This window comes from Streptomyces sp. NPDC088354 (genome assembly GCF_044753585.1).
Taxonomy (GTDB): Bacteria; Actinomycetota; Actinomycetes; order Streptomycetales; family Streptomycetaceae; genus Actinacidiphila.
The window spans coordinates 498,733-524,465 of the sequence record NZ_JBIVNJ010000002.1 but is presented as its reverse complement, the minus strand read 5'-3'; the positions used below and the strand labels follow the sequence as shown (position 1 = coordinate 524,465).

The window sequence follows — 25,733 nt, the reverse complement described above, 5'->3', positions numbered from 1 at the left end:
CAGCCCCACCGGGTCTCCGGCGGCATGCTGGACCCGAAGCAGATGCTCACCTCGCTTCCCGACGCGCTGAAGAAGCTCGACCCCCGGGTGATGTTCAAGAACCCGGTCATGTTCGTGGTCGAGGTCGGCGCCGTCCTGACCACCCTGTCGGCGATCAAGGACCCGAGCGTCTTCGCCTGGGTCATCACGGTCTGGCTGTGGCTGACCGCCGTCTTCGCCAACCTGTCCGAGGCCGTCGCCGAGGGGCGCGGCAAGGCACAGGCCGAGACCCTGCGGCGCACGAAGACCGACACCGTCGCGCGCCGTGTCACCGACTGGCGGCCCGGGGCCACCGGGCTCGCCGAGGAGCAGGTGCCCGCCTCCGGGCTGCGGCTCGGCGACCACGTCGTCGTCGAGGCCGGGCAGATCATCCCCGGCGACGGTGACGTCGTCGAGGGCGTTGCGTCGGTGGACGAGTCGGCGATCACCGGTGAGTCGGCCCCGGTCATCCGGGAGTCCGGCGGCGACCGCTCGGCCGTCACGGGCGGCACCAAGGTGCTGTCGGACCGCATCGTCGTGCGCATCACGTCCAAGCCGGGCGAGACCTTCATCGACCGGATGATCGCGCTGGTCGAGGGCGCCTCCCGGCAGAAGACGCCCAACGAGATCGCGCTCAACATCCTGCTGGCCTCGCTGACCATCGTCTTCCTGCTGGCGGTCGTGACCTTGCAGCCGTTCGCGATCTACGCGGGCGCCGAGCAGAGCATCGTCATCCTGGTGGCCCTGGTCGTCGCGCTCATCCCGACGACCATCGGCGGACTGCTGTCGGCGATCGGCATCGCGGGCATGGACCGCCTGGTGCAGCGCAATGTGCTGGCCATGTCCGGCCGTGCCGTCGAGGCCGCCGGTGACGTCAACACCCTGCTGCTGGACAAGACCGGCACCATCACCCTCGGCAACCGCCAGGCGGCCGAGTTCCTGCCGGTCGGCGCCGTCACCGCCGAGGAACTGGCGGATGCCGCGCAGCTGTCGTCGCTCGCCGACGAGACGCCCGAGGGCCGCTCCGTGGTCGTCCTGGCGAAGGAGAAGTACGGCCTGCGGGCCCGGCACGAGGGCGAGCTCGGCCACGCCGAGTTCGTGCCCTTCACCGCCCAGACCCGCATGTCCGGCGTCGACATCGACGGCCGCCAGATCCGCAAGGGCGCCGCGTCCGCGGTCACCGCGTGGGTCGCGCAGAACGGCGGGCAGGCCGGCGAGGACGTGCAGGCGCAGGTCGACCGCATCTCGCAGTCCGGCGGCACCCCGCTGGTCGTCGCGGTGAAGGACGGCGGCGCGGCCCGGGTCCTGGGTGTCATTCACCTGAAGGACGTCGTCAAGGAGGGCATGCGGGAGCGGTTCGACGAGCTGCGGCGGATGGGTATCCGCACGGTGATGATCACGGGTGACAACCCGCTGACCGCGAAGGCGATCGCCGAGGAAGCGGGTGTGGACGACTTCCTCGCGGAGGCGACGCCCGAGGACAAGATGGCGCTGATCAAGCGGGAGCAGGCGGGCGGCAAGCTCGTCGCGATGACCGGTGACGGCACCAACGACGCCCCGGCGCTGGCGCAGGCCGATGTCGGCGTGGCGATGAACACCGGTACCTCGGCCGCCAAGGAGGCCGGGAACATGGTGGACCTGGACTCCAACCCGACCAAGCTGATCGAGATCGTGGAGATCGGCAAGCAGTTGCTGATCACCCGCGGCGCGCTGACGACCTTCTCCATCGCCAACGACGTGGCGAAGTACTTCGCGATCATCCCCGCGATGTTCGCGATCGCCTACCCGGGCCTGGACAAGCTCAACATCATGCAGCTGCACAGCCCGCAGTCGGCGATCGTCTCGGCGATCATCTTCAACGCCCTGATCATCGTGGTGCTGATCCCGCTGGCCCTGCGCGGCGTCCGCTACCGGCCGTCCTCGGCGTCCGCTCTGCTGACCCGCAACATCTGGGTCTACGGTCTGGGTGGCCTGGTGCTGCCGTTCGCCGGCATCAAGGTGATCGACCTGATCATCCAGTTCATCCCCGGACTCAGCTGAAGAAGAAGGCAATCCGACATGTTCAGCTCCCTTCCCGCCGTGGTCCGGAACCATCTGGCCGCCCTGCGCATGCTGCTGGTGCTCACGGTCGTCGCGGGCATCGTGTACCCGCTCGCCGTCACCGGTGTGGCGCAGGCCGTCTTCTCCGACCAGGCCAACGGCTCCAAGGTCACCCAGGACGGCAAGACCGTCGGCTCCAGCCTCATCGGCCAGAGCTTCAACCTCCCGAAGAAGAACCCCGACGACGCCGACGAGGTCGCCCAGCCGGACCCGAAGTGGTTCCAGCCGCGGCCCGGCGGCTACGACCCGCTCGCCACCGGTGCGTCCAACCTCGGTCCCAACAACGAGGACCTGATCAAGACGATCAAGGAGCGCCGCGCGGCCGTGGCCGAGTTCGACGGCGTGGCCCCCGGCGACGTCCCGGTCGACGCCATCACGGCCTCCGGCTCCGGCCTCGACCCGCACATCTCGCCGGCTTACGCCGACGAGCAGGTCGACCGGGTGGCCAAGGCCCGCGGCCTGGACACGGCCGAGGTGCGCAAGCTGGTCGCCGACCACGTGCAGAGCCGCGTCATCGGCTTCCTGGGCGAGGAACGCGTCAACGTACTCGAGCTCAACCTCGCACTCGCCCAGCTCGGGTGACGTCGCGTTCCAGCCGTATCGCACGGACCACGCCGCCCGGCGTCGCAGGCATCCTGCGACGCCGGGCGGCGTGACATCCCGCAAGGAAGGAACTCCGGTGACGCAGCCAGTCGTCACAGCCGGGACCGGCGCCCGCCAGGGGCGGCCCGGCAAACTGAAGGTCTTCCTCGGAGCCGCACCCGGAGTGGGCAAGACCTACCGGATGCTGGACGAGGGCCGCCGGCGCGCCGCCCGCGGGACGGACGTCGTCGTGGGCTACGTCGAGTGCCACAAACGGCCGCAGACCGAGGCCAAACTCGACGGCCTGGAGATCGTCCCGCGCGCCGCACGGAGCTACCGCGGCGCCGACTTCACCGAGATGGACCTCGACGCGGTGCTCGCCAGGGCCCCCCAGGTGGCGCTGGTCGACGAGATGGCCCACACCAACATCCCCGGCGGGGCGCACGCCAAGCGGTGGCAGGACATCGAGGTGCTGCTCGACGCCGGGATCGACGTCCTCACGGCCGTCAACATCCAGCACCTGGAATCGCTCAACGACGTCGTCGAGAAGATCACGGGCGTGCCCCAGCGCGAGACGCTCCCCGACGAGGTCGTCCGCCGCGCCGACGAGATCGAGCTCGTGGACATGCCCGCCGAGGCCCTGCGCCGGCGCATGGCCCACGGCAACGTCTACGCCCCGGAGAAGGTCGACGCCGCCCTGTCGAACTACTTCCGGGTCGGCAACCTCACCGCGCTGCGCGAACTGGCCCTGCTCTGGGTCGCCGGGCGGGTCGACGAGGCCTTGCAGAAGTACCGCACCGAACACGGCATCGGCCGGGTCTGGGAGACCCGCGAACGCGTCGTGGTGGCGCTGACCGGCGGGCCGGAGGGCGAGACGCTGATCCGCCGGGCGGCGCGCATCGCCGAGCGCTCCTCGGGCGGGGGCGCGTCCGGCGCGGGCGGCACGCGCGACCTGCTCGCCGTCCACATCGCCCGCAGCGACGGTCTGGCGGACGCCTCGCCCGCCGCGCTGTCCCGGCAGCGCGCCCTGGTGGAGAGCCTGGGCGGCAGCTTCCACTCCGTGGTCGGGGACCATGTCCCCACCGCGCTGCTGGACTTCGCCCGCGCCGAGAACGCCACCCAGCTGGTGGTCGGGGTGAGCCGGCGCGGCCGGCTGGCGCGCTTCGTCACCGGACGCGGGGTCGGCGAGACCATCGTGGAACGTTCCGGCGACATCGACGTCCACATGGTCAGCCACGAACGGGCCGGCCGCGGGCGGCTCCTGTCCACCCCCAGCAACGACCTGCCCTTCGTGCGCAAGGTCGCCGGACCCGTGGCGGGATTCGTGCTGCCCGCGCTGCTGACCGTCGTGCTCGCGAACACCCGCGGGCACCTCAACCTCACCAGCGAGGCCCTGCTCTTCCTGCTCACCGTGGTCGGCGTCGCCTGCATCGGCGGGGTGGTCTCCGCGCTGCTGGCGTCGGTCACGGCCTCGCTGCTGCTCAACTACTTCTTCATCCCGCCCATCGGCCGGTTCACCATCGGCGAGACCAACAACGTGCTCGCCCTGGCCGTCTTCGCGGTCGTCGCCGTCACCGTCGCCACGATCGTGGACCGCTCCCTGCGGCTGTCCCGGCGCGCGGCCGGGGCGACGGCCGAGGCCGAGACGCTCTCCTCGCTGGCCGGGAACATCCTCCGCGGCGACCAGGCCGTGGAGGTGCTGCTGCAGCGTACCCGGGAGGCCTTCGGGCTGGAGTCCGCGGACCTCGTCCACAAGCCCTCCGGGCACGGCCGCCTCGCGGTCACCGCGGGGGACGGCGAGACGGGCGACACCGTCGCCGTCGCCGTCGGGCCGCAGGACACCCTCGTCCTGCGCGGGCGCCGGCTGGCCGCATCCGAGCGGCGGGTCCTGGTCGCCTTCGCGGGGCACGTGGCCTCCGCGCTGGAACGGGCCCGGCTCGCCGAGGTCGCCGCCGAGGTCGAACCCGTCAAGGCGGCGGACCGCATGCGGACCGCACTGCTGGCCGCGGTCGGCCACGACCTGCGCACGCCGCTGGCCGGCGCCTGGGCGGCCGTCAGCTCCCTGCGCAGCCGGGAGGTGGACTTCTCGGCCGAGGACCGCGAGGAACTGCTGACGACGGCGGAGGAGTCGCTGGCCCGGCTCAGCCGCCTCGTGGACAACCTGCTGGACATGAGCAGACTCCAGGCGGGCGCCCTCCAACTGACCCTGCGGCCGACGGCGTTCGCCGAGGTGGTACCCCTCGCCCTGGACAGCGTCGGCGACGCCACCGCTCCGGTGGTCACCCAGGGGCTGGACGAGGCACCGCTCGCGCTGGCCGACCCGCCCCTGGTGGAGCGGGTCGTCGCCAACCTGGTGACGAACGCGCAGCGGCACGCCCCGGAGGGCACCAAGGTCCTGATCGGCGCGAGCGCGCTCGGTGGGCGCGTCGAACTGCGCGTCGCCGACCGGGGGCCCGGGCTGCCGCCCGCCGACCGGGAACGGGTCTTCGCGCCGTTCCAGCGGCTCGGCGACACCGACAACACCACCGGGCTCGGTCTGGGGCTCGCGCTCTCCCGCGGTCTGACCGAGGCCATGGGCGGCACCCTCACACCCGAGGACACGCCCGGCGGCGGACTGACCATGGTGCTGTCGCTGCCCGTGGCGGACGCCCCCGGGGGCGTCGCCACCCCCACCCCCGGAGACGAGGAGGCCCTGGCATGAGGCGCGTTCTGGTCGTCGACGACGAGCCGGGCTTCCGCAAGGCCCTCGACATCGACCTCACCGCCCGTCACTACACCGTGTCCACGGCACCTGACGGGGTCACCGCCCTGACGCTGGTGTCCCTCAACCCGCCCGACGCGATCGTCCTCGACCTGGGACTGCCGGACATGGCGGGCATCGACGTCATCCTCGGTGTCCGGGCGTGGACCCCGCTGCCGATCATCGTGGTGTCCGGGCGGTCGGACCCGGCCGACAAGGTCCCGGCGCTGGACGCGGGCGCCGACGACTACCTCACCAAGCCGTTCTCCATGGACGAACTCGCGGCCCGGCTGCGTGCCGTGTTCCGCCGCCCCGCGGCCGTGGAGGAGCCGCAGACGGTCGACGTCGGCGGATACCGGCTGGACCTGGCCGCGTTCACCGTCGGCACCCGCCGCGGCCGGGGCAAGGCACCGCACCTGACCCCCACCGAGTGGCGGCTGCTCATGCCGCTGCTGCGCAATCCGGGCCGGCTGGTCACCGGGCGCCAACTGCTGCGCGAGGTCTGGGGACCGGGCAACGAGAAGCGCACCAACTACCTGCGCGTCTACCTGGCCACCCTCCGGCACAAGCTGGAGCAGGACCCCGCCCACCCCCGTCACCTGATCACCGTTCCCGGACTCGGCTACCGCTTCGAGCCCTGAGCGGTCCGGGGACCCGGTCGCCACACGGCGGTGCGGACCACCCGATCATCCGGGTGGTCCGCACCGTGGGGTCCAGGGATCTCAGCCCTGGTTGGCCTTTCCGCCGTGGTTGGCCCCCTTCTTGCGACGAGCCCTCTTCTTGCGGGCGCGCTTGGACATCGTGTTCCTCCTCCGGGCAGTGACGGGGCCGTCAGACGGCGACGAGCAGATCGGCGGCCTTGCACAGGCGGCGCGCGGTGCGTTCCCCGTGACCGTCGGTGGAAGGGCCGTCGGCGTCGTAGTGGGCGCCGGGCACCAGCCGGGTCCGCGGGTCGCAGAGCCGCACGACGCGGGCGGCGCCGTCGACCGGCGGCTCGCCCTCGTGGGCGTACGGCGACAGCAGGGCGGTCGTGGAGACGCCGGGGTCGACGCTGACCACCGTGCAGCCGTCGGGCGCCGCCGCGCCGGCGAACACGGTCAGGGCCAGCTGCGACTGCGCGTAGGCGGCGAACCGGGAGTAGCGGCGCGCCCGGTTGAGGTCGGTCCAGGCCAGGGACGCCGTCCGGTGGGTGGTGGACGAGACGTTGACGACCCGGCTGCCGGGCCGCGCCGACAGCGGGCCCGTCAGCTCGCGGGTGAGCAGGTACGCCGCCAGGAAGTTGACCTGGAAGGAGAGCTCGTTGCCGTCCTCGGTCAGCGTGTGCTGTTCGGGGGCCGCGACCGCCGCGTTGTTGACCAGGACGTCGAGGACGGGATGGGCGGCCGTCAGCCGCGAGGCCATCGCCTTGACCTGCGCCAGCCGGCGGAAGTCCGCGACGGCCAGGCGCAGCCGGGCCCGGTCGGCGCCGGCGGCCACCAGCCGTTCCACGGCGTGGTGGGCGGACTCGGTGTCGGGGCCGTGGACGATGACCATGTGCCCCCGTTCGGCGAGCAGGCGGGCGGTCTCCCACCCGATGCCGGAGGTCGCCCCCGTGACCATGGCGGTCCTCGGGGCAGCGGCGGGCTGGGCGGATGTGGACATGGGTCATCCCTCCGGGGGAACGACACGCCGGCGCGCGCCCCGGCCACGGGTCGTGGGGGCGCGCGCCGTACGTGAGGGGACGCGGCCTCAGGCCGGGCCGCGGGACACCGGCTCGTCAGGGAGCCGGCAGGAGAACAGCGCGCGGAACCGGCGGCACCCGATGGGGTGGCCGGTCGTCATGGCGCCGACCGCTGTTCACACCCCCATCCCACCGCCCGGCGCCGCGGGCGGCAAGATCCGCCGTCCGTTCCTGACACCGCCCTGACGCCGCGGACGACGCGGCGTCAAGACGCCGTCAGAAAGGCGGACCCCGCGCGCAAAGGTCCTGTCAGGGAAGCCCGTCGGGCACCCGCCGCCGCGATGTGCTGGCCTTCGCACCCCCCCGTACTCCCGTACCGCTCAGAAGGTCCCCTCCATGCAGCCTCTGGCCCCCGCCCCCGAGACGGACCGCACCGCCCCGCCCCCGCCGGCCCCCGGGCGCGGGCCCGGCAGGCGCCGCAAGGTGTCCGCGGGACTGCTCGACCCCCAGCAGCTGTGGACCGCCTTCCCGGAGGCACTGCGCAAGCTCGACCCGCGCGGCATGGCGCGAAAGCCGGTTCTGTTCGTCGTCGAGGCCGGCGCGCTGCTCACGACGCTGTCGGCGCTGCTGCACCCCGGGGTCTTCGCCTGGGTGATCACCGTCTGGCTGTGGCTGACGGTCGTCTTCGCCAACCTCGCCGAGGCCGTCGCGGAAGGGCGCGGCAAGGCGCAGGCGGAGAGCCTGCGCCGGGCCCGGACCGGCACGGTGGCCCGGCGGCTGCGCGGATGGCGCCCGTACGGCCGGGAGTTCACGGAGGAGACCGTCCCGGCCGGCGAACTGCGGCGGTTCGACGTGGTGGTCGTCGAGACGGGCGGGACCATCCCCGGCGACGGGGAGGTCGTCGAGGGCATCGCGGCCGTCGACGAGTCGGCGATCACGGGGGAGTCGGCACCGGTCATCCGCGAGGCGGGCGGCGACCGCTCCGGAGTCACCGGCGGTACGAAGGTGCTCTCGGACCGGATCGTCGTGCGCATCACGTCACGCTCCGGCAGGACCTTCCTGGACCGGATGATCGCCCTGGTCGAGGGCGCCTCACGGCAGAAGACGCCCAACGAGGTCGCGCTGAACATCCTGCTGGCGTCGCTGACCGTCGTCTTCATCCTCGTCGTCGTCACGCTGGCACCGATGGCCTCCTACGCCGGCGCCGCCCAGGGCACGGTCGTCCTGGTGGCCCTGCTGGTCACGCTGATTCCCACCACCATCGGGGCGCTGCTGTCGGCGATCGGCATCGCGGGCATGGACCGGCTGGTGCAGCGCAATGTGCTGGCGATGTCCGGGCGCGCGGTCGAGGCGGCGGGCGACGTCTCGGTCCTGCTGCTGGACAAGACCGGCACCATCACCTTCGGCAACCGCCGCGCCGCCGCGTTCGTCCCGCTGTCCGGCGTGGACGAGATGCAACTCGCCCAGGCCGCCCAGGTGTCCAGCCTCGCCGACGAGACCCCCGAGGGCCGGTCGGTCGTCGTCCCGGCCAAGGAGCGCCACGGGCTGCGCGCCCCGGCCGCCGGTGAGCTGGGACAGACCCGCTTCGTGCCGTTCTCCGCCCGCAGCCGCATGAGCGGGGTGGACCTGCGCTGGGAGGACGGCGCCGGGGTCTCCGTGCGCAAGGGCGCCGCGGCGACCGTGGCCGCGTGGGTCACGGGGCGCGGCGGGCAGGTGCCCGAGGAGGTCGCGTCGATCGTGGACCGCATCGGCGCCTCCGGCGGTACCCCGCTCCTGGTCGCGCTCGACGACGGGCACGAGGCGCGGGTCCTCGGCGTGATCCACCTCAAGGACGTGGTGAAGAACGGCATCCGCGAACGCTTCGCCGAGCTGCGGCGGATGGGTATCCGCACGGTGATGGTCACCGGTGACAACCCGCTGACGGCCCGGGCGATCGCGCAGGAGGCGGGTGTGGACGACTTCCTCGCGGAGGCGACGCCCGAGGACAAACTCGCCCTGATCAGGCGCGAGCAGGAAGGCGGCAACCTGGTCGCGATGACCGGTGACGGCACCAACGACGCCCCGGCGCTGGCGCAGGCCGATGTCGGCGTGGCGATGAACACCGGTACCTCGGCCGCCAAGGAGGCCGGGAACATGGTGGACCTGGACTCCAACCCGACCAAGCTGATCGAGATCGTGGAGGTCGGCAAGCAGTTGCTGATCACCCGTGGCGCGCTGACGACCTTCTCCATCGTCAACGACGTGGCGAAGTACTTCGCGATCATCCCGGCGATGTTCGCCGGTGCCTACCCGGGCCTGGACAAGCTCAACATCATGCGGCTGCACAGCCCGCAGTCGGCGATCGTCTCGGCGATCGTCTTCAACGCCCTGATCATCGTGGTGCTGATCCCGCTGGCCCTGCGCGGCGTCCGCTACACGCCCGCTTCCGCGGGCGAGCTGCTGCGGCGCAACCTGCTGGTGTACGGAGTGGGCGGGCTCGTGCTGCCGTTCCTCGGCATCAAGCTGATCGACATGGCCGTCGTCCAGTTCGTGCCGGGCCTCGGCTGACCCGCCGCGTCCTACCGCATCCCCGACACGCGGAACACCGCCCGGGCCCGCGGGCCGTCGACGCGGTCGCCCAGGTGGGCCAGCACCTCGCAGCCGTGGCGCAGGACGCCGAGCTCGCGGGAGCGGTGGGCGCCGGTCTCCAACAGGTGCCACAGCAGCGGGTCGGCGATCAGCGTGCGCGGATCGACCTCCACGTGCCGGCCGAAGGCGTCGTACAGCAGCAGCTGCGCCCCGGGGCCCTGGTGCCGGCCCACCGCGACCAGGGCGTCCGTGCGTACCGTGCGGGTCCGCAGCAGGCCGCGTACCGAGAGCGTGCCCTCGTCCGCCGTCACACGCGGCAGCAGCACCGCCAGGACCAGGGCCGCCAGGCCCGCCCAGAGTCCGGCGCGCGCGGCGTCGAGCGTGCCCGCCGCCGTGTCGAGGGCCAGGGCGAGGGTCAGGAAGCCCAGCGCCCAGCCCACCGCGGACCGTGCGTGCGCGGTCCAGCGGCGGTCGGCGTACCCGGTGGTGGTCCGCTTCATGCGGCCGACCGTAGGAGCGTGCGCCTGCCGCCTGGAGCGGGGTTGACGGGCTCCTGACGGGTGGCCGCGGGATCCTGGCGCGGTCCTGACGGCCCGGCGGCCGGGCGGCCTGGCGGCCGGGTCAGCCGACGTGCACGCGGGGGCGGCGGTTGCGGTCCGGCTCCGCCTCGCGGAGCACCTCGCGGGTGACAGGAGCCACCTCACCCTGCCCGAACAGGAAGAAGCGCAGGAAGTTCGCGAAGGGGGTGCCCTCGGTCCACTCGAAGTAGATGTGCGGCCGCTGCCCGCTGGCGTCGCGCACGTGCAGGAGCAGAGCGGCCAGCGCGTTGGGGATCGAGGACGACTCCAGCGTCAGGACCCGGTAGCGCTCGTGGAGCACCGCGCCGCGCACGGTGAGGCCGGACTCGAACTCCGAGGGGTCCAGGACCGTGACCTCGACGAAGACGAAGTCGTCCTCCGCGGGGATGTCGTTGTCGGCGCGGATCTGCTGGATCTTGTCGCGGTACTCCGCCACGTCCCGGCGGTCCGGCTCGTTGGCGATGAAGCGGATCCTGCGGTGGGACATGTCGCGGACGAAGCGCTCGGCCATGTCGTCCAGCGTCACGCTGGTGACCCGGAGTTCGAAGGCGCGGGCCAGCCGGGACAGCAGGGAGATGAGGATGATGCCGGCGATGAAGCAGGCACCGATCTTCACACCGTCCGGGCGCTCGATGACGTTGACGACGGTCGTGTAGAGGAAGACCGCCGAGATCACGGCGAACGCCACGGTCCAGGCGCGCTGGCGGGCCTTGCGGGCGGCGATCGTCACGGCGATGGCCGCGGAGCTGATCAGCACCAGTACACCGGTGGCGTAGGCGCCGCCCTGTGCGTCGACGTCGGCGTCGAAGATCCAGGTGACCAGGAAGGCCACCAGCGTGAAGACCAGCACCATGGGGCGTACCGCGCGCGCCCAGTGCGGGGCCATTCCGTAGCGGGGCAGGTAGCGCGGCATCAGGTTGAGCAGACCCGCCATGGCCGAGGCGCCGGCGAACCACAGGATGCAGATGGTGGACACGTCGTAGACGGTGCCGAAGGCGTTGCCCAGGTACTCGTGCGCCAGGTAGGCCAGGGCGCGGCCGTTGGCCTGGCCGCCGGACTCGAACTCCTGGGCGGGGATGAGGAGCGTGGTGATGAAGCTGGTGGCGATGAGGAAGCAGCTCATGATGACCGCGGCCGTGGTGAGCAGCTTCTTCGTCCCGCGGATCCGACCGGTGGGGTTCTCCTCCGTGTCACTGGCGTCGCCCTGCACATGGGGCATGACCGCGACGCCGGTCTCGAAGCCGGACAGGCCGAGGGCCAGTTTGGGGAAGACCAGCAGGGCCACGCCCACCATCGCCAGCACGTTGCCGTGCTGGGCGGTCAGCGCGGTGGACCAGTCGGTGACGACGTGCGAGGCGGTCGCCACGTGCCACAGACCGACGACGACCACCACCACGTTCAGCGCCAGGTAGAGCCCGACCAGGGCCACCGCGACGCCGATCGCCTCCAGGAAGCCCTTGAGGAACACCGCCCCGAGCAGCGCCACCAGGAACAAGGTGATGATCATCTCGTGGCCGTGCAGCACGCTCGTCAGGTGCGGGTTCTCCACCAGGTGGGTGGAGGCGTCCGCCGCCGACAGCGTGATGGTGATCAGGAAGTCCGTGGCCGCGAAGCCCAGCAGCGTCAGCACGAAGAGCTTGCCCTGCCAGAACGACAGCAGCCGCTCCAGCATCGCGATCGAACCCTCGCCGTGCGGGCTCTCCTCCGCCACCCGCCGGTACACCGGCAGCGCGCCCGCCAGGGTCACGACCACCAGGACGATCGTGGCGACCGGCGACAGCAGGCCGGCGGCGAGCGCCGCGATGCCCGGCTGGTAGCCCAGGGTGGAGAAGTAGTCGACACCCGTCAGGCACATGACCCGCCACCACCGCTGTCCGCGGTGGGCGCTCTCGGGCGCCGGCTGCCCGCCCTGCTGGTGCCGGGCCATGTCGGACAGGCCCTCCAGCATCCACGCGCGCAGCCGACTCGGATGAGCGGACATGGCCACGTTGCACTCCCGTCGACAACAGTCAAGATTCCGCCGTCGGCGGACGGCCAGGTCAGCGTACGCAGCCCGGCAGGGGCCGTCCGCGCACGGCACGGCGGCGCGACGGCACCGCGCCGCCCCGGCCACTGCCGCGGCCCGCGGGCCCGCGGTGGCCCGGGGCGGCGCGGCGCCGGAGGCCGCCGTCGCCCCGCACGTGATCAACTCCGCAGGTGGGAGCGGGATTCGGGGGCGCGCGGGGGAGCGGCCGCGCCGTGCCGGGGGACGAGCCGCCGGGCGGAGGGTCCCGCGGACCGCCGGGGCCCGGCGTTGACGCGCTCCATACGGCTGACGCGCAATCCTGACGCTTTCTTAACGCCCCGCCTCCCCCCGCGGTCCGGACGGGCGCCCGGGCCGGGTAGATTCGACCGCGGTGTGCCGGGAAGTCTGGTCGGCGGTAAGTGCGCAGCAGCCGCAGCAACTCCTTCCCGTGGGGACCCTCACATGACCGTCCTGACCGCCGTTCTCCTGCTGGTGGCCCTGGCGACCGCCGTCGCCACCGGCGCCCGGCACTGGCGGGTTCCCGCGCCCTCGCTCCTGGTCGTGGCGGGGCTGCTGGTGGGACTGCTGCCGTGGGTGCCCGCGGTGCACGTCGCGCCCGAGGTGATCAGTGTCGTCGTGCTGCCCCCGCTGCTGTACGCCTCCGCCGAGGAGATCTCCTGGCGGGAACTGCGCCGCGTGTGGCGCCCGGTCACGGTCCTCGCCTTTGGGCTCGTGGTGACCTCGGCCGCGGCCGTCGCGGCCGTGGCGGCCTCCGTGACGCCGCTCGGCGGGCCGATGGCCCTGGTGCTGGGCGCGGTCCTCGCCAGCACCGACCCGGTCGCCGTGACCGCCCTCGGGCGCCGGCTGTCGCTGCCGCCCCGGGTGAAGGTACTGGTGCAGTCGGAGAGCCTCTTCAACGACGCCACCAGCCTGGTGCTGTTCAAGGTCGCCGTCGGCGCGGCGGTCGCCTCGGGCTCGCTGCTCACGCCCGCCGCGGCGGGCCGCTTCCTCGAACTGGGCGGCGGCGGCGCGCTGGTCGGCGCCGCCGTCGCCGGACTCGTCACGCTGATCCGCCGGCGCACCGAGGACCCGGTGCTGGAGACGGTGGTCGCGCTGGTCACGCCGTACGGCGTCTACGTGCTCGCCGAGGACCTGCACACCTCAGGGGTCACGGCGGTCGTGCTGGCCGGCGTGGTGCTGGGCAGCACCGGGCACCGGATCACGAACGCGCCGATACGGCTGCAGATCCACGCCGTCTACGCCACCGTCGTCTTCCTCCTGGAGAACGTCGTGTTCGCGCTCATCGGCCTCCAGCTGCCCACGCTCGTGCGCGAACTCGACCCGTCGGAGCGGGGCCTGCCGCTGCTGACCGGCGTCCTCGCGGTGGCCGCCACGGTCGTCGTGGTACGCCTCGTGTGGGTCTTCCCGCTCTCGGCCGTCATGCAGCACCGCCGCAAGGACGGCCCGGTGTCCTGGTGGGTGCCGCTGGTCACCTCGTGGGCCGGTACGCGCGGGGTCATGCCGCTGGCCGCCGCGCTGTCGGTGCCCGAACTGACCTCCGCCGGGGCACCGCTGCCGCACCGCTCGCTCGTGCTCACCCTGACGACCGGCGTGGTGGTGCTGACCGTCGTCGTCCAGGGCTTCACCCTGGCCCCGGTGGTACGGCGCTCGGGCATCGCCCTGGAACCGGAGCACACCGCCCGCGAGGAGGCCCGGGCACGGGACGCGCTGTCGCGTGCGGGGCTGCGCTACCTCGACCAGCTCGACGACCTCGAGGCCGCTCCGGCGTCGGTCGTCGTCCAGCTGCGCCGCCATCTGGAGGCCGGACTGGACGAAGCGGACGAGAGCCCCGGGGCGGACCGCGCCGCCGTCTCCGCCGAGGCCGTCACCGCCCACCGGGACCTGCGCCGGACCCTGATCGGCGTGCAGAACGGCGAACTGCGGCGGCTGTACGAGTCCGGCCAGGTGAGCGACGCCACCCGGCGAGCCGTCCAGCGGGCCCTGGACCTGGAGGAGGCCGGGCTCACAGGGTGATCGAGCCGTGCGGACGGCGTCCGAGGCCGAGTCGCGCCCGTGACCCGCGGCGCCGCGCCTCGACGAGCTCCGACATCAGGGGCGGCGGCGGCACGGCGAGGACGGGGCACCGGGCGTGGTCCAGGCAGTGCCGGGCCACCGACGGCGACAGCAGGCGGCGCAGCGGCCCGTGCGAACCGGTGCCCACCACGAGCAGGTCGGACTCCTGGTCGGCCACCCGCACCAGCGTGGGGCCGGGCAGACCGAGGGCGATGACGGGGCGCAGCGGCGGGTCCAGCGGGATGCTGCCGCCGAAGGCCGTGTCCAGGGCGGCGAACAACTGCCGTCGGGCCAGGGAATGCCAGCGGTCGAGCAGGGGAGGCGACGGCGGCCTGCTGGAGCCGAAGTCGACGCCCACGGTCTCCCAGGCGATCACCACCGTCAGGGCCGCCGACCGGCGGCGGGCCTCCTCGACGGCCCGGTGGAGTGCCGCCAGGCTGCCCAGGGATCCGCTGACACCGACCACGACACGGTCTTCGCGGGACTCACGCATGGCTCCATGCAAACGCCGTGCCGCCGGCCCGCGACGGCCGTTGTCGCGATCCTGACGCCGCGGTCCCGGGGCCTGACGCACCCCTGATCCGCCCGCGGCCCGGGCGTCAACATTTCCCCGGGTGCCGTCAACGTCCCGTCAGGGAGGGCCGTCACCCCCCGTGCCCCGGGAATAGCGTCCTGGTGCGCCCCGGTCCGACGTGCCCGGACCGGGGTCCTGCCGCCCCTCCTGGAGGAATCCATGACCGAGCCCGCGTCCGAGGACGATCCCGAGCCTTGCGAACCCGTCCCGGCCGGAGCCGGTGGAACGCTCTGCGTCCCCGTCCGGCCGGGACCGGTCGGCCCCGTCGCGCGCATGTTCCGCACGCCGCTGGGCGACCGCACCGCGGTCGCCTTCACCACACCGGAACGCCTCACCGCGACCCTCGGCGCGGAACAGGAATGGATCGACCTGTCGGAGTCCGCGCTGCGCTCGATGGCCCGGCCGCTCGGTGTCACCGCGCTCACGGTGGACCCCCGGTTCGCCGCCCCCGCCGTCAAGGACGACCCCGACGCGTCGCCCGACCGATTCGGCTCCCAGATCATGGGCGTCCTGCGGGTGACCGGCGCGTTCGCCCTCGTCGACGCCCTGTGTCTGTGGATCCGCTGACACGTCCGCAGTAGCCCGGCCCCCTGGGGCCCCTCATTCGCCCTCCGGGCAGGTGCCGTCCCCGCGTTGCCCTGCCCGGAGGTGCCATGCCGTTTCGGCACCATGGTTCGATTTTCCTCGGAGCAGCTCAGATGACCACCGCCCCAGCCCCCGTCAGACCGGCCGCGCAGAGCGCGGCGGAACCGCCCGGTCCCGACCACGGCCGCCGTGTCGGCGGCGGGCTGCTCGATCCCCGGCAGCTGTGGCTCGCCCTGCCGGAGGCGCTGCGCAAGCTCAACCCGGTCACGCTGTTCCGCAACCCGGTCATGTTCGTCACCGAGATCGGCGCGGCCCTCACCACCGGGCTCGCGGTCGCCCACTCCTCGCTCTTCGCGTGGCTGATCACCGCGTGGCTCTGGCTCACCGTCGTCTTCGGCAACCTCGCCGAGGCCGTGGCCGAGAGCCGCGGCAAGGCGCAGGCCGACTCCCTGCGCCGCACCCGCAGGCAGACCACCGCCCGCCGCCTGACGGCGACGGGGGAGAAGACCGTCCCCGCGATCGCCCTGCGCCGCGGCGACAGGGTGGTCGTGGCGGCCGGCGAACTGGTCCCCGGGGACGGCGACGTCGTCGAGGGCGTCGCCAGCGTCGACGAGTCCGCGATCACCGGGGAGTCCGCACCCGTCATCCGCGAGTCCGGCGGCGACCGCTCCGCCGTGACCGGCGGTACCAAGGTGCTGTCCGACCGCATCGTCGTACGCATCACCCAGGAACCCGGAGAGAGCTTCCTGGACCGGATGATCGCCCTGGTCGAGGGCGCCAACCGGCAGAAGACCCCCAACGAGCTGGCCCTCAACCTGCTCCTGGTCATGCTGACCTTCGTCTTCCTGATCGCCGTCGTGACGCTCCAGCCCATGGCGATCTTCTCCAAGGGCATCACCGGCGCCGCTCCCGACAGCACCGCGCTGACCGCCGACGGCGTCACCGGGATCGTCCTGGTCTCCCTGCTGGTCTGCCTCATCCCGACCACCATCGGGGCCCTGCTGTCGGCGATCGGCATCGCGGGCATGGACCGTCTGGTGCAGCGCAACGTGCTCGCCTCGTCGGGACGCGCCGTGGAGGCGGCGGGCGACGTGAACACCCTGCTGCTCGACAAGACCGGCACCATCACCTACGGCAACCGGCAGGCGAGCGGGTTCCTGCCGATCGGAGGCGTCGAGCCGGAGCAGCTCGCCCAGGCCGCCCTGCTGTCCAGCCTCGCCGACGAGACCCCGGAGGGCCGGTCGATCGTCACCCACGCCCGTGAGCACTTCACGCTGAACCACCACAGGGCCGACGAACTCGATCTGCCCGACGCCGAGTGGGTGCCGTTCAGTGCCGTCACCCGCATGTCCGGGGTCGACCTGCCCCGGGGCGGGCGCCAGTTGCGCAAGGGCGCCGCGTCGGCGGTCGCCGGATGGGTGCGCGACAGCGGCGGCACGGTGCCGGCCGGCCTGGACGTGTACGTCGAGCAGGTGTCGGCCTCCGGCGGCACCCCGCTGGCGGTGGCCGAACGCCGGGCCGACGGCCCCGCCCGGGTGCTCGGTGTCATCCACCTCAAGGACGTCGTCAAGCCCGGCCTGCGCGAACGCTTCGACGAGATGCGCCGCATGGGCATCCGCACCGTCATGATCACCGGCGACAACCCGGTGACGGCCCGCGCCATCGCCGAGGAGGCGGGGGTGGACGACTTCCTCGCCGAGGCCACCCCCGAGGACAAACTCGCCCTGATCAAGCGCGAGCAGGAAGGCGGCAACCTGGTCGCGATGACCGGTGACGGCACCAACGACGCCCCGGCGCTGGCGCAGGCGGACGTCGGCGTGGCGATGAACACCGGCACCTCGGCCGCCAAGGAGGCCGGCAACATGGTCGACCTCGACTCCGACCCCACGAAGATCGTGGAGATCGTCGAGATCGGCAAGCAACTCCTCATCACGCGCGGGGCGCTGACGGCCTTCTCGATCGCCAACGACATCGCCAAGTACTTCGCGATCCTCCCGGCCATGTTCGGCGGGGTCTACCCCGCCCTCGACGCCGTCAACATCATGCGGCTGCACTCGCCGGCCTCCGCGATCCTGTCCGCCGTCGTCTTCAACGCCGTCGTCATCGTCGCGCTCATCCCGCTCGCCCTGCGCGGCGTGCGCTACCGGCCGTCCTCGGCGTCCGCCCTGCTCACCCGCAACCTGTGGGTGTACGGCCTCGGCGGCGTCGTCGTCCCCTTCCTCGCCATCAAGCTGATCGACCTCGCCCTCGTCCAGTTCGTCCCCGGGATCTGACCATGCCTGCCCTCACCCGCCTCCCGCACTGGGCGGCCCACCACCTGGCCGCCGTGCGGGTCGTCGTGGCGCTCACCCTGCTCGTCGGCCTGGCCTACCCGCTCGGCATGACCGCGCTCGGACAGCTGCCAGGGCTACGCCACACCGCCCACGGCACCGCCCTCGGCAGGTCGTACACCGACACCAAGGGCCGCCCGCTGCCCGGCTACTTCCAGTCCCGGCCCTCCAACGCCGGCGCCGGCTACGACCCGGCCGCCTCGGCGGCCGGCAACCTCGGCCCCGAGAGCGTCGTGGACACCCCGGACAAGCCGAGCCTGCTCACCCAGGTCTGCACGCGCAGCAAGGCGGTCGGCGAGCTGGAGCACGTCGACGGCTCGCGCCCCTACTGCACCGCCGACGGCGTCGGCGCCGTGCTCGGCGTCTTCCGCGCGGGCGGCACCACCGGTGCCGTGGAACGCGTGGTCAGCCTCAACCAGCCGTGCCCCGCACGGCCGTTCGCCGCCTCGTACGAGGGTGTGGCCGTCGTGTGCGCCGCCCCGGACGCGGACTGGTCCCAGGCCGTCGTCGTCCCCGTACGCGGCGACGCCCCGGCCCGCCCCGTGGTGCCCGCGGACGCCGTCACCGCCAGTGGCAGCGGCCTCGACCCGGACATCAGCCCCGCCTACGCGCGCCTCCAGGCCCCCCGTGTCGCCCGCGAGCGCGGCCTGCCCGAGAGCAGCGTCCGCGCCCTCGTCGCCCGGTTCACCACGGGCCGCGCCCTCGGCGTGCTCGGTGAGCCGGCCGTCGACGTCGTCGCACTCAACAACGCGCTCGACCGCGCCCGTCCGCTCCAGGGAGCCTGAGCATGACCGTCTACGGCTGGCTTCAGGCCACCCTCGTCATCGCCGTCGTCGTGGGCCTGCACGTACCGCTCGGCGACTACCTCGCCCGCGCCCTCGACGGCGGGCGCCACCTCGCCCCCGAACGGCTGCTGTACCGCGTGTGCGGCATCGATCCCGACCGCGAACAGAACTGGCGGCACTACCTGTTCGCGCTCCTGGCCTTCTCCGCCGCGAGCATCGCCGCCCTCTTCGCGCTCTTCACCTTCCAGGACCGGCTGCCGTGGTCGCTCGGCCGGGACGGCATGCCCTGGCCGCTCGCCCTGCACACCGCGGTCAGCTTCACCACCAACACCAGCTGGCAGAACTACGCCGGCGAGTCCACCACCGGTCACCTCGCCGTGATGGCGGGCCTGGGCACCCAGGCCTTCGCCTCCGGCGCCGTCGGCATCTGCGCGGCCCTCGCGCTGGTCCGCGGCCTGGTCCGGCACGGCGCCGACGAACTGGGCAACTTCTGGGTGGACCTGATCCGCTCGGTCCTCCGGGTGTTCCTGCCGCTGGCCGTCGTCTCCGGGCTGCTGCTCATGGCGTTCGGCGTGCCGCAGCACCTGTCGGGCGCCGACCAGTTGGCGGGCCCGGTCGGCTCCTGGGAGCCGATCAAACTCTTGTCGGGCGACGGCGGCGGCTTCTTCAACGCCAACAGCGCCCACCCCCTGGAGAACCCCTCCGCCTGGACCAACACCGTCGAGATCGTGCTCATGCTGCTGATCCCGACCGCGCTCATCCGCACCTACGGCCGGATGGCCGGCAGCCTGCGCCAGAGCTGGACCCTGCTCACGGTCGTGGGCGTCCTGTTCGGCCTGCTGCTGGTGGCGGGCAACCTGGCGCAGAGCATGCACACCGGGACCGTGACGGCGGCCGTCGGCGGCCAGACCGAGGGCACCGAGACCCGCTTCGGCGTCCCGGCGAGCACCCTGTTCGGCGTCTCGGCCACCGCGTCGGCCGACGGCGCGGCCAACGCCTCGTACGACAGCTTCTCCAGCCTCGGCGGAGGCGTGCTCCTCGCGGGCATGATGCTCGGCGAGATCGCGCCCGGCGGCACCGGCAGCGGGCTGTACGGCCTGCTCATGGCGGTCCTGGTCGCGGTCTTCATCGGCGGGCTCATGGTCGGCCGCACACCCGAGTACCTGCGCAAGCGGATCGGCTTCGGCGAGATGCGGCACGTCGTGCTCTACGCCCTGGTCGCGCCCACCGCGATCCTCGTCTGCTCCGCGATCGCGGTCGCCCTGCCCGAGAGCCGCGCGTCGATGGGCAACGCGGGACCGCACGGGCTCAGCGAACTGATCTACGCGTACACGAGCAACACGGCGAGCAACGGCAGCGCGATGGCCGGGTTCAACGGGGCCACCGACTTCCACAACCTGCTCATGGTGGCCGCCATGCTGATCGGCCGCTACCTGCCGATCGTGTTCGTGCTCGCCCTCGCCGGGCGCCTCGCCCGGCAGCGCCCCGGCGTGGTCACGGTCGGCACCCTGCGGCCCTACGGCGTCAACTTCGTCGTCCTCGCCACCGGCGCCGCACTCGTCCTGGCGCTGCTCAACTTCCTGCCGGTCCTCTCCCTCGGGCCGGTCGCGGAGGGACTGCTCTAGCGGCGGGGCGTGGCGGGTCCCCGGTGGGGCCGGGCGGGCGGTCCGCGCTTTCGGGCCACCCGCCCGGCTCGCGCGCGTCGGGGCCGGTTGTCTCATGGGGTCGAGCGCGGCACGGGGTTCCGGCGTCCGCGCGGGCCGTTGCCGCGGCGGGCCGGGCCGGGCCGCGCCGGTTGCGGGCGGGCCAGGCCCGCCCCGTGAGGCGACTGGGCGAGCCGGGCTCTCGGCGGGGTGCGGGCGCATGTCCCGGTCCGGCGCCCGCGTCGGCCGCCGGGTGCTCCGGCGACGTTCCGCCGCGAATGCTGATCGCGTCGTCGGTGGCTCCTGGGGGCCGCGGGGCGCGGCCTTGGAGGCCGGTCGGGGGAGGGCCCTGTCCGTGCGTTCTGGCACGCGTATCCGCGGGAGGGGCGGACGAGCGTTCGCCCCCCCCGGGGGGTGATCGCGCGGTCCGTGGAGCCTGGGGACGGCCGCTCACCGCTGCCGCGCCCGGCGGCGCCGGTGCGGTCCCGGGCGCCAAGGCGCCGGCCGGCGCCGGTTCACCCCGGTCGCGCACGGCCGCGCCGCCCGACGGGCGTTCGCCGCAGGCGCTGGACGGGCCGCGCGGCGCCCCGGAGGATGGGGTGCCGTGAGGGTGAACAGCGTCGAGGACGCCGACGCGCTGGCGAGCAGCGCGCACGAGGGCCAGACCGATCGCATCGGCGTGGCGTACGTCGAGCACGTCCGTGCCGTCGCCGCGGGGCTCGCGCCCTTCGGGCCCGAGCTGCAGATGGCCGGTCTGCTGCACGACGTCATCGAGGACACGTCATGGACCGCCGGGCGGCTGCGTGCCGTGGGGGTTCCCGACCGCGTCGTCGCCGTCGTCGAGCAGGTCACCAACCAGCCGGGCGTCGCCTACGAGGACAAGCTGCGGACGATCACCGGCAGCCGGGACGCGACGCTGGTCAAGATCGCCGACAACGCCCACAACAGCCGGGCGGACCGCGCGGTCCGCCTCGACCCCGCCGCGCGCGAACGCCTCGCCGCCAAGTACCGGGCCGCCCGCGCGGTGCTGTGGCCGGCCGCCTCCCGCGAGGACGTCGCGGCGATCCTCGCCGTCGTCAACCCGGACCTGCTCGCCGAACTGCCGAGCGCGCTCAGTCGGGAGCGGCGGGCGCCGGGCGGGCCGCGGTGATCGCGGCCTGGAGACTGGCCAGCCAGATGGCGGCGTCGACGGCGTAGTACAGCAGCGGGTCAGGGGCCCGGCCCGCCGAGGCCGTGCAGACGTCGTGGATGACCGTGCGGTCGGTCGGCACCTCGCCGGGCTCCGGGTCCCCGGGGGAGCGGCGCTCGCGGCCCAGGCGCAGGTCGTAGCTGAACGGCAGCGCCATGCCCCGCAGGTGATGGGCGGCGTCGCGCAGGTGCGCGGCGCTCAGCGGCCAGGCGGACAGCGCGCCCGGTGGGCAGTTGTCCAGCAGGATCTGCCCCATCGTGATGACGCGGTTCCCGGCCAGCATGATCACCTGGAAGTCGGTGTCCCCGGACGACGCCTGCCGGGGACCGTGCCGTTCGGTGGCGTACTGGGCGTAGGTCGCCTCGAAGATCAGCTGGGCGAGCCGGACCCGCGGCAGCGAGTCGGTGGCCCGCGCGCCCTCGGTGATGGTCTCGGTGATGTCGGCGACCGCGCGGGAGCCTTGATCGAGGACGCGCGCGCAGGCGCGCCGCAGTTCGCCGGTTCCGCCGTGCGGCCAGGCGAGCAGGCCGACGACGGCACCCGTGACGGCCCCGGTGAGTACGTCCAGCACGCGGGCGGCTGCCAGTTCGGGCCCGCTGCGGGCGATCTGGGTGAACGCGGCCGCCACGGTCAGTGTGAAGAACGCCTGGCCCCAGCCGGGCCCGAGCACCGAGCCCGCCGCGAAGGCCAGCAGCATGCACGGCGGCAGCAGCGCGGCGTACACCAGCGGCGTCCCGGCCGCGACGTACAGGATCCCGGCGGCGATCACGGCGCCTGCGAGCGTTCCGCGTAGCGCGGGCCACAGCGCGGTACGGGTGTCCACGGCGCTGGTGCGCATCACGGTGAGCGTGGTGAGCAGCGCCCAGAAGCCGTGCTCCAGGCCGAGCGCGCCGACGACCAGCCGGACCGCCGCGAGGGCCAGGGCGATGCGCACCGCGTTCTGGAAGTACACCGACCGCGGCGTGAGATGGGCACGCAGCCGGTGGTAGTACAGCTCCGCCGTGGGGCGCCCGGCGTACCAGAAGGCCCCGGGCCGGGCCCCGGGCGGCGTGCTGTCCGGCGGGATGCGGGCGCCGAGCGCGATCCGGACCGCCGTGACGACGGAGTCCGCCGTGTGCGTGATGTCCAGGGCGAGCGCGCCGTTGCGCACCATCGTGGCGGAGTCCGTGCCCGTCCCGCGCGGTCGTACGCGGTGCGACTCGAAGGCGCTCGCCGCGGCACCGCAGACGGCCTGCATGGGCGGCGGGGCCCGGCCGGTCAGCGCGCGGTCCACGTCCTCGCAGGCCGCCGCCGAGGTCAGCAGCAGTCCCATGGCGGCCGGTTCGGGCGGGGGCGCCCCCTCGTCGGCCGACTCCGTCAGTTGCCGCGTCTGCGCGAGCAGGTGCCGCATCTGCGAGGCGGCCTCGGACAGCGCACGGTCGCGTGCGGACGCCGACGCGGGGCGCTCGTCGGTCGGCACGTGGCTCATCCGCAGCTGCTGCGATGCCTTCAGCAGGGCGTCCGGGTCCCGGCGGCGGGGCGGGTCCGCCGCCAGCCCGTACAGTGCGTCGGCGGCCGTCCGCGCCGCCCGCGCGAGCCGGTGCTCGTACCGGCCCGGGCACGGCGCGGGCCACAGGAATACCTCCGCGACGCAGGTCAGCACGATCCCGGCCACCAGGCCTGCCAGCCGGTGTCCGAGCGTCGAGGGCGCGTACGGCGGGAAGCACGGAAGGATGTAGAACAGCTGCAGCCCGTTGGCGAGGCCCACCAGCTTCGGGCCGCCGACCCCGCTGAACGAGACGAGGAAGCCGACGACCAGCATCCCCAGGGCCGCGGTCCAGGCGTGCGCGGCCAGCACCGTGCCCAGGGCCACCAGCGCCATGCCGACCGGCAGCGCCGCCAGCAGGGTGCGCGCCCGCTCGCGCGGCGTCCCGGGAACCGAGGACAGGCCGCCCGCCGCGACGGCGCCGAACAGGGCGTAGATGGCCACCGTCCGGTCGCCCAGCCCGTACCGCGCCGCATAGAAGCCCGTGCAGGCCACCACGGTCACCCGTGCCGAGCGCCGCACCGCCGCCAGCCCCGGATCGCGGGCCCGCAGCCACTCCAGTCCGCTCCGACGCGCCCATCCCATCGTCAAACGGTAGGCCGCCCGATCACACCGGGCCACCGCGACGCGCGTGCCGCGCGCGGGGCGGGACCCGTCGTCGCGGACTGCTCCCGGCTGCCGGGCCGTCGTGCCCTTTCGGGGGATGCCCGACGGGTTTCGTCCGGTGGTGGGGTCGGTCGGGCGGCAGGGGCGCTCGGGAGTCTGTCCGGCATGCGCGGTGCGGTGACGGTGCGGGATGCTCGCACGCCGCTGATCGTGAGCCGGAGCGAACCACGGGTTGTCGGGGCGGGCGGCCGGGCCGGTCCGGTGCTTCGTGGGCTCAGGGGGTGCGGGACTCGAGGTCGTGGCGGGTGGCGTCGCCGTATTCGCCGCTCTCGTCGCCGCGGATGCCGTACCAGACCTGGAAGCGGGCGACGGCTGCCGCGAGGCGGCGGTCGAAGCGGCCGTCGACCGCGCCGCCCGTGTAGACGTCGGGGATGCGCAGCAGGCGGGACTGGAGGTCGCTGACGGCGGGGCCGCTGTCGCCTTCCCGGAGTACGCCGGAGACGGTCCGCGCGGCGGGCGGCGCTGTGGTGACCGGCACGGCGGGGGCGGCGGCGGGGGAGAAGAGCGCGAGGGCGAGGCCGAAGCCGGCCGCGCCGGCGCCCGCGACGAGGGCGCCGAGGCCGGTCAGGCGGGCGGTGCGCGACGAGCGGGGCCGCCGGACGGGAGGAGCCGGGGGCGGTGCCGGCGCGGGGCGCCGGACGGGAGGCGGCAGGGGCTGGGTGTCAGAGCCTGGGCCGCTCCCGCGCGGGGGCGGGGCGGCGCCGTCGGCAGGGCGGAAGAGGTCGAGGGACTCCTCCCAGGAACTGCCCGCGGCCGCGGACTCGCGTGCGGGGATGACCCGCGTCGGCTCGATCATGCGGCGCCGTGACGGCCCTCCGGTGGACGGGTTCGGCACTGCGGTACCCCTTGTCTCCCCCCTCGGCCCTGCTGGTTCGCCCACGTTAGGACCGAACTGACGCACTCCCGGCGGGAATCGGCGAACCCGTCCCGCCCGCGGCCGCACTGCGCTATGCCGACGGCCCGTCAGCCGGCCCAGGGCGGCGCGATCCGGAACGAACTGTCGGCGCGGTACGAGGAGTCGTGCCGGTACGGGTCGAGGCGCAGCCGGAAGTCGCGGTGCCGCAGCAGGCGCTCCGGATGGTCGTACGACGCGAAGGAGACCGTGCCCCGCCCGATGCCCGGCCGGGCGCAGAAGGTCGCGTCCTCGCGGAAGAGCGCGGAGCCGTCCGGCCGGTCGAGGCGGATGCGGAAGCCCTCGTGCCGCAGGTAGCGGCCGTCCGTCGTGGCGAAGGAGGCGCAGCGCGCGTCGGCCAGTCCGGTGACGAGGACGAAGGTGGCGGCCCGGCGTGCCGCGCGGGTGGAGGACGCGCCGACGGCGTCGAGGCGGCCGGTGTCCCCGGCCGCGCTCCAGAAGCGCTCGGGGAAGTTCACGGACCGCAGCGACAGGCGGTGCCCCCGGGGTGCGTGAGGGCCGTCGCCGCCGGACCGGGGCGCGGCGGGAGTGCGGTGGGACGGACCGGAGGGGCTGTTCGCGGGGGACGTGGTCACCGCCGGGATCCGGGTGGAGGCCGGCTGGATCCGCGGGGCGGAGGGCAGGGGCGAGGACGATGCCCTCACCGCTCCCGTCGTGGGCGTCCCCGGCGCGGCCGCCGGGCCGTCCGGCGGCTGGGCGAGCGCGGCCTGCTCGGCCGCGGCCTCGCCGGGCGCGGGTGCCGTGTCGTGGAACACCACCGGTGCGAGCAGGGCGCACACCGCCACCACCGCGGTGCCCACGACCAGTCGCAGCGCCCGCGTCTGGCGCCGCGGAGCCGGTTCCGCCCGGCCCGGTGCGGTGAGGGCGACGCGTAACGGAGCACGCGACGCCGACCGCGTCCACGCGTCGTCGTCGAAGCCCGGGAACGGGTGCCGCGCGGCGGGGGCGGCGCGTCGCGGCTGGAAGACGTCCAGTTCATCGTCGTCGAGGCCGTCGGGGCCGTCGGGCTCTTGCGCTGTCACGTGGGGTGCTCCGTGGCTGTCGGGCCGGGGACGGACGGCGCGGGTTCCGGCTGCCCGGCAGCTCGGCTGGTCCGCGGCCTTCCGTGATCGGCGAGATTAGCGAGACCGGGTGGTTTCCGTGGGGCTTCGGTGAAAACTCCTGCCCAGTGGTGTCGCTGTTGTACGACCCCCCAACTT

18 protein-coding genes are annotated in these 25,733 nt (G+C 73.7%); 11 read left to right on the top strand and 7 right to left on the bottom strand.

Going from position 1 to position 25,733, the window contains the following annotated elements:
• The first annotated feature begins 24 nt into the window (after positions 1-24).
• From kdpB (ACIP98_RS05670) to ACIP98_RS05655, 4 genes are all read left to right on the top strand, one after another.
• Entirely contained in the window at positions 25-2,058 is a 2,034-nt protein-coding gene (kdpB, locus tag ACIP98_RS05670) for a potassium-transporting ATPase subunit KdpB (protein WP_319660744.1), read from the top strand.
• Positions 2,059-2,076: 18 nt separating this feature from the next.
• On the top strand, positions 2,077-2,700 hold the full coding sequence (gene kdpC / locus ACIP98_RS05665; RefSeq protein WP_319660516.1) for a potassium-transporting ATPase subunit KdpC: 624 nt from the start codon (positions 2,077-2,079) through the stop codon (positions 2,698-2,700).
• Between the two features lie 97 nt (positions 2,701-2,797).
• A complete protein-coding gene (locus tag ACIP98_RS05660; RefSeq protein ID WP_401973904.1) occupies positions 2,798-5,401 on the top strand; it encodes an ATP-binding protein in 2,604 nt (867 codons plus the stop codon).
• Entirely contained in the window at positions 5,398-6,081 is a 684-nt protein-coding gene (locus ACIP98_RS05655; protein ID WP_401973903.1) for a response regulator, read from the top strand. Before ACIP98_RS05660 ends, ACIP98_RS05655 begins: the two co-directional genes overlap by 4 nt.
• 190 nt (positions 6,082-6,271) lie before the next feature.
• Here ACIP98_RS05655 and ACIP98_RS05650 read toward each other — a convergent pair whose 3' ends face one another.
• The gene (locus ACIP98_RS05650; RefSeq protein ID WP_319660513.1) at positions 6,272-7,081 is read right to left on the bottom strand and encodes an SDR family NAD(P)-dependent oxidoreductase; all 810 of its coding nucleotides are present in this window, start codon (positions 7,079-7,081) and stop codon (positions 6,272-6,274) included.
• Between the two features lie 415 nt (positions 7,082-7,496).
• On the opposite strand from ACIP98_RS05650, the gene kdpB (ACIP98_RS05645) reads away from it, so the two are divergent.
• A complete protein-coding gene (gene kdpB / locus ACIP98_RS05645; protein WP_401973902.1) occupies positions 7,497-9,647 on the top strand; it encodes a potassium-transporting ATPase subunit KdpB in 2,151 nt (716 codons plus the stop codon).
• An 11-nt stretch (positions 9,648-9,658) separates the two neighbouring features.
• Here kdpB (ACIP98_RS05645) and ACIP98_RS05640 read toward each other — a convergent pair whose 3' ends face one another.
• Positions 9,659-10,168: a hypothetical protein gene (locus tag ACIP98_RS05640; protein WP_401973900.1), complete on the bottom strand. Its 510-nt coding sequence runs from the start codon at positions 10,166-10,168 to the stop codon at positions 9,659-9,661.
• A 121-nt stretch (positions 10,169-10,289) separates the two neighbouring features.
• Positions 10,290-12,227: an amino acid transporter gene (locus ACIP98_RS05635; RefSeq protein ID WP_401973898.1), complete on the bottom strand. Its 1,938-nt coding sequence runs from the start codon at positions 12,225-12,227 to the stop codon at positions 10,290-10,292.
• A 486-nt stretch (positions 12,228-12,713) separates the two neighbouring features.
• On the opposite strand from ACIP98_RS05635, the gene ACIP98_RS05630 reads away from it, so the two are divergent.
• Positions 12,714-14,285, top strand: a complete 1,572-nt coding sequence (locus ACIP98_RS05630; RefSeq protein WP_319660509.1) for a Na+/H+ antiporter — start codon at positions 12,714-12,716, stop codon at positions 14,283-14,285.
• Here ACIP98_RS05630 and ACIP98_RS05625 read toward each other — a convergent pair.
• Positions 14,275-14,817 (bottom strand): universal stress protein, encoded by a 543-nt coding sequence (locus tag ACIP98_RS05625; protein ID WP_319660508.1) that lies wholly within the window; start codon positions 14,815-14,817, stop codon positions 14,275-14,277. The genes ACIP98_RS05630 and ACIP98_RS05625 overlap by 11 nt on opposite strands.
• 240 nt (positions 14,818-15,057) lie before the next feature.
• Between ACIP98_RS05625 and ACIP98_RS05620 the strand changes: the two genes are divergently transcribed.
• The 5 genes from ACIP98_RS05620 to ACIP98_RS05600 all read left to right on the top strand — a co-directional run bounded on the left by ACIP98_RS05620 (position 15,058) and on the right by ACIP98_RS05600 (position 21,391).
• Positions 15,058-15,465 carry an SAV_915 family protein gene (locus ACIP98_RS05620; protein WP_319660507.1) on the top strand — a complete coding sequence of 136 codons (408 nt, stop codon included), beginning with the start codon at positions 15,058-15,060 and terminating at the stop codon, positions 15,463-15,465.
• A gap of 131 nt (positions 15,466-15,596) precedes the next feature.
• Positions 15,597-17,756 (top strand): potassium-transporting ATPase subunit KdpB, encoded by a 2,160-nt coding sequence (gene kdpB / locus ACIP98_RS05615; protein ID WP_319660506.1) that lies wholly within the window; start codon positions 15,597-15,599, stop codon positions 17,754-17,756.
• Positions 17,757-17,758: 2 nt separating this feature from the next.
• Positions 17,759-18,598 (top strand): potassium-transporting ATPase subunit C, encoded by an 840-nt coding sequence (locus ACIP98_RS05610; protein WP_319660505.1) that lies wholly within the window; start codon positions 17,759-17,761, stop codon positions 18,596-18,598.
• 2 nt (positions 18,599-18,600) lie between these two features.
• Positions 18,601-20,223 (top strand): potassium-transporting ATPase subunit KdpA, encoded by a 1,623-nt coding sequence (kdpA, locus tag ACIP98_RS05605; protein WP_401973895.1) that lies wholly within the window; start codon positions 18,601-18,603, stop codon positions 20,221-20,223.
• Between the two features lie 622 nt (positions 20,224-20,845).
• The gene (locus ACIP98_RS05600) at positions 20,846-21,391 is read left to right on the top strand and encodes a phosphohydrolase (protein ID WP_401973893.1); all 546 of its coding nucleotides are present in this window, start codon (positions 20,846-20,848) and stop codon (positions 21,389-21,391) included.
• Here the strand turns inward: ACIP98_RS05600 and ACIP98_RS05595 are convergent.
• The 3 genes from ACIP98_RS05595 to ACIP98_RS05585 form a co-directional block, all read right to left on the bottom strand.
• A complete protein-coding gene (locus tag ACIP98_RS05595; protein ID WP_319660503.1) occupies positions 21,354-23,540 on the bottom strand; it encodes an FUSC family protein in 2,187 nt (728 codons plus the stop codon). The genes ACIP98_RS05600 and ACIP98_RS05595 overlap by 38 nt on opposite strands.
• 295 nt (positions 23,541-23,835) lie before the next feature.
• Positions 23,836-24,417, bottom strand: coding sequence for a peptidoglycan-binding protein (locus tag ACIP98_RS05590; protein ID WP_401973891.1), 582 nt, complete (start codon positions 24,415-24,417; stop codon positions 23,836-23,838).
• A gap of 167 nt (positions 24,418-24,584) precedes the next feature.
• On the bottom strand, positions 24,585-25,556 hold the full coding sequence (locus ACIP98_RS05585; RefSeq protein WP_401973890.1) for an AbfB domain-containing protein: 972 nt from the start codon (positions 25,554-25,556) through the stop codon (positions 24,585-24,587).
• Between the last annotated feature and the right edge of the window lie 177 nt (positions 25,557-25,733).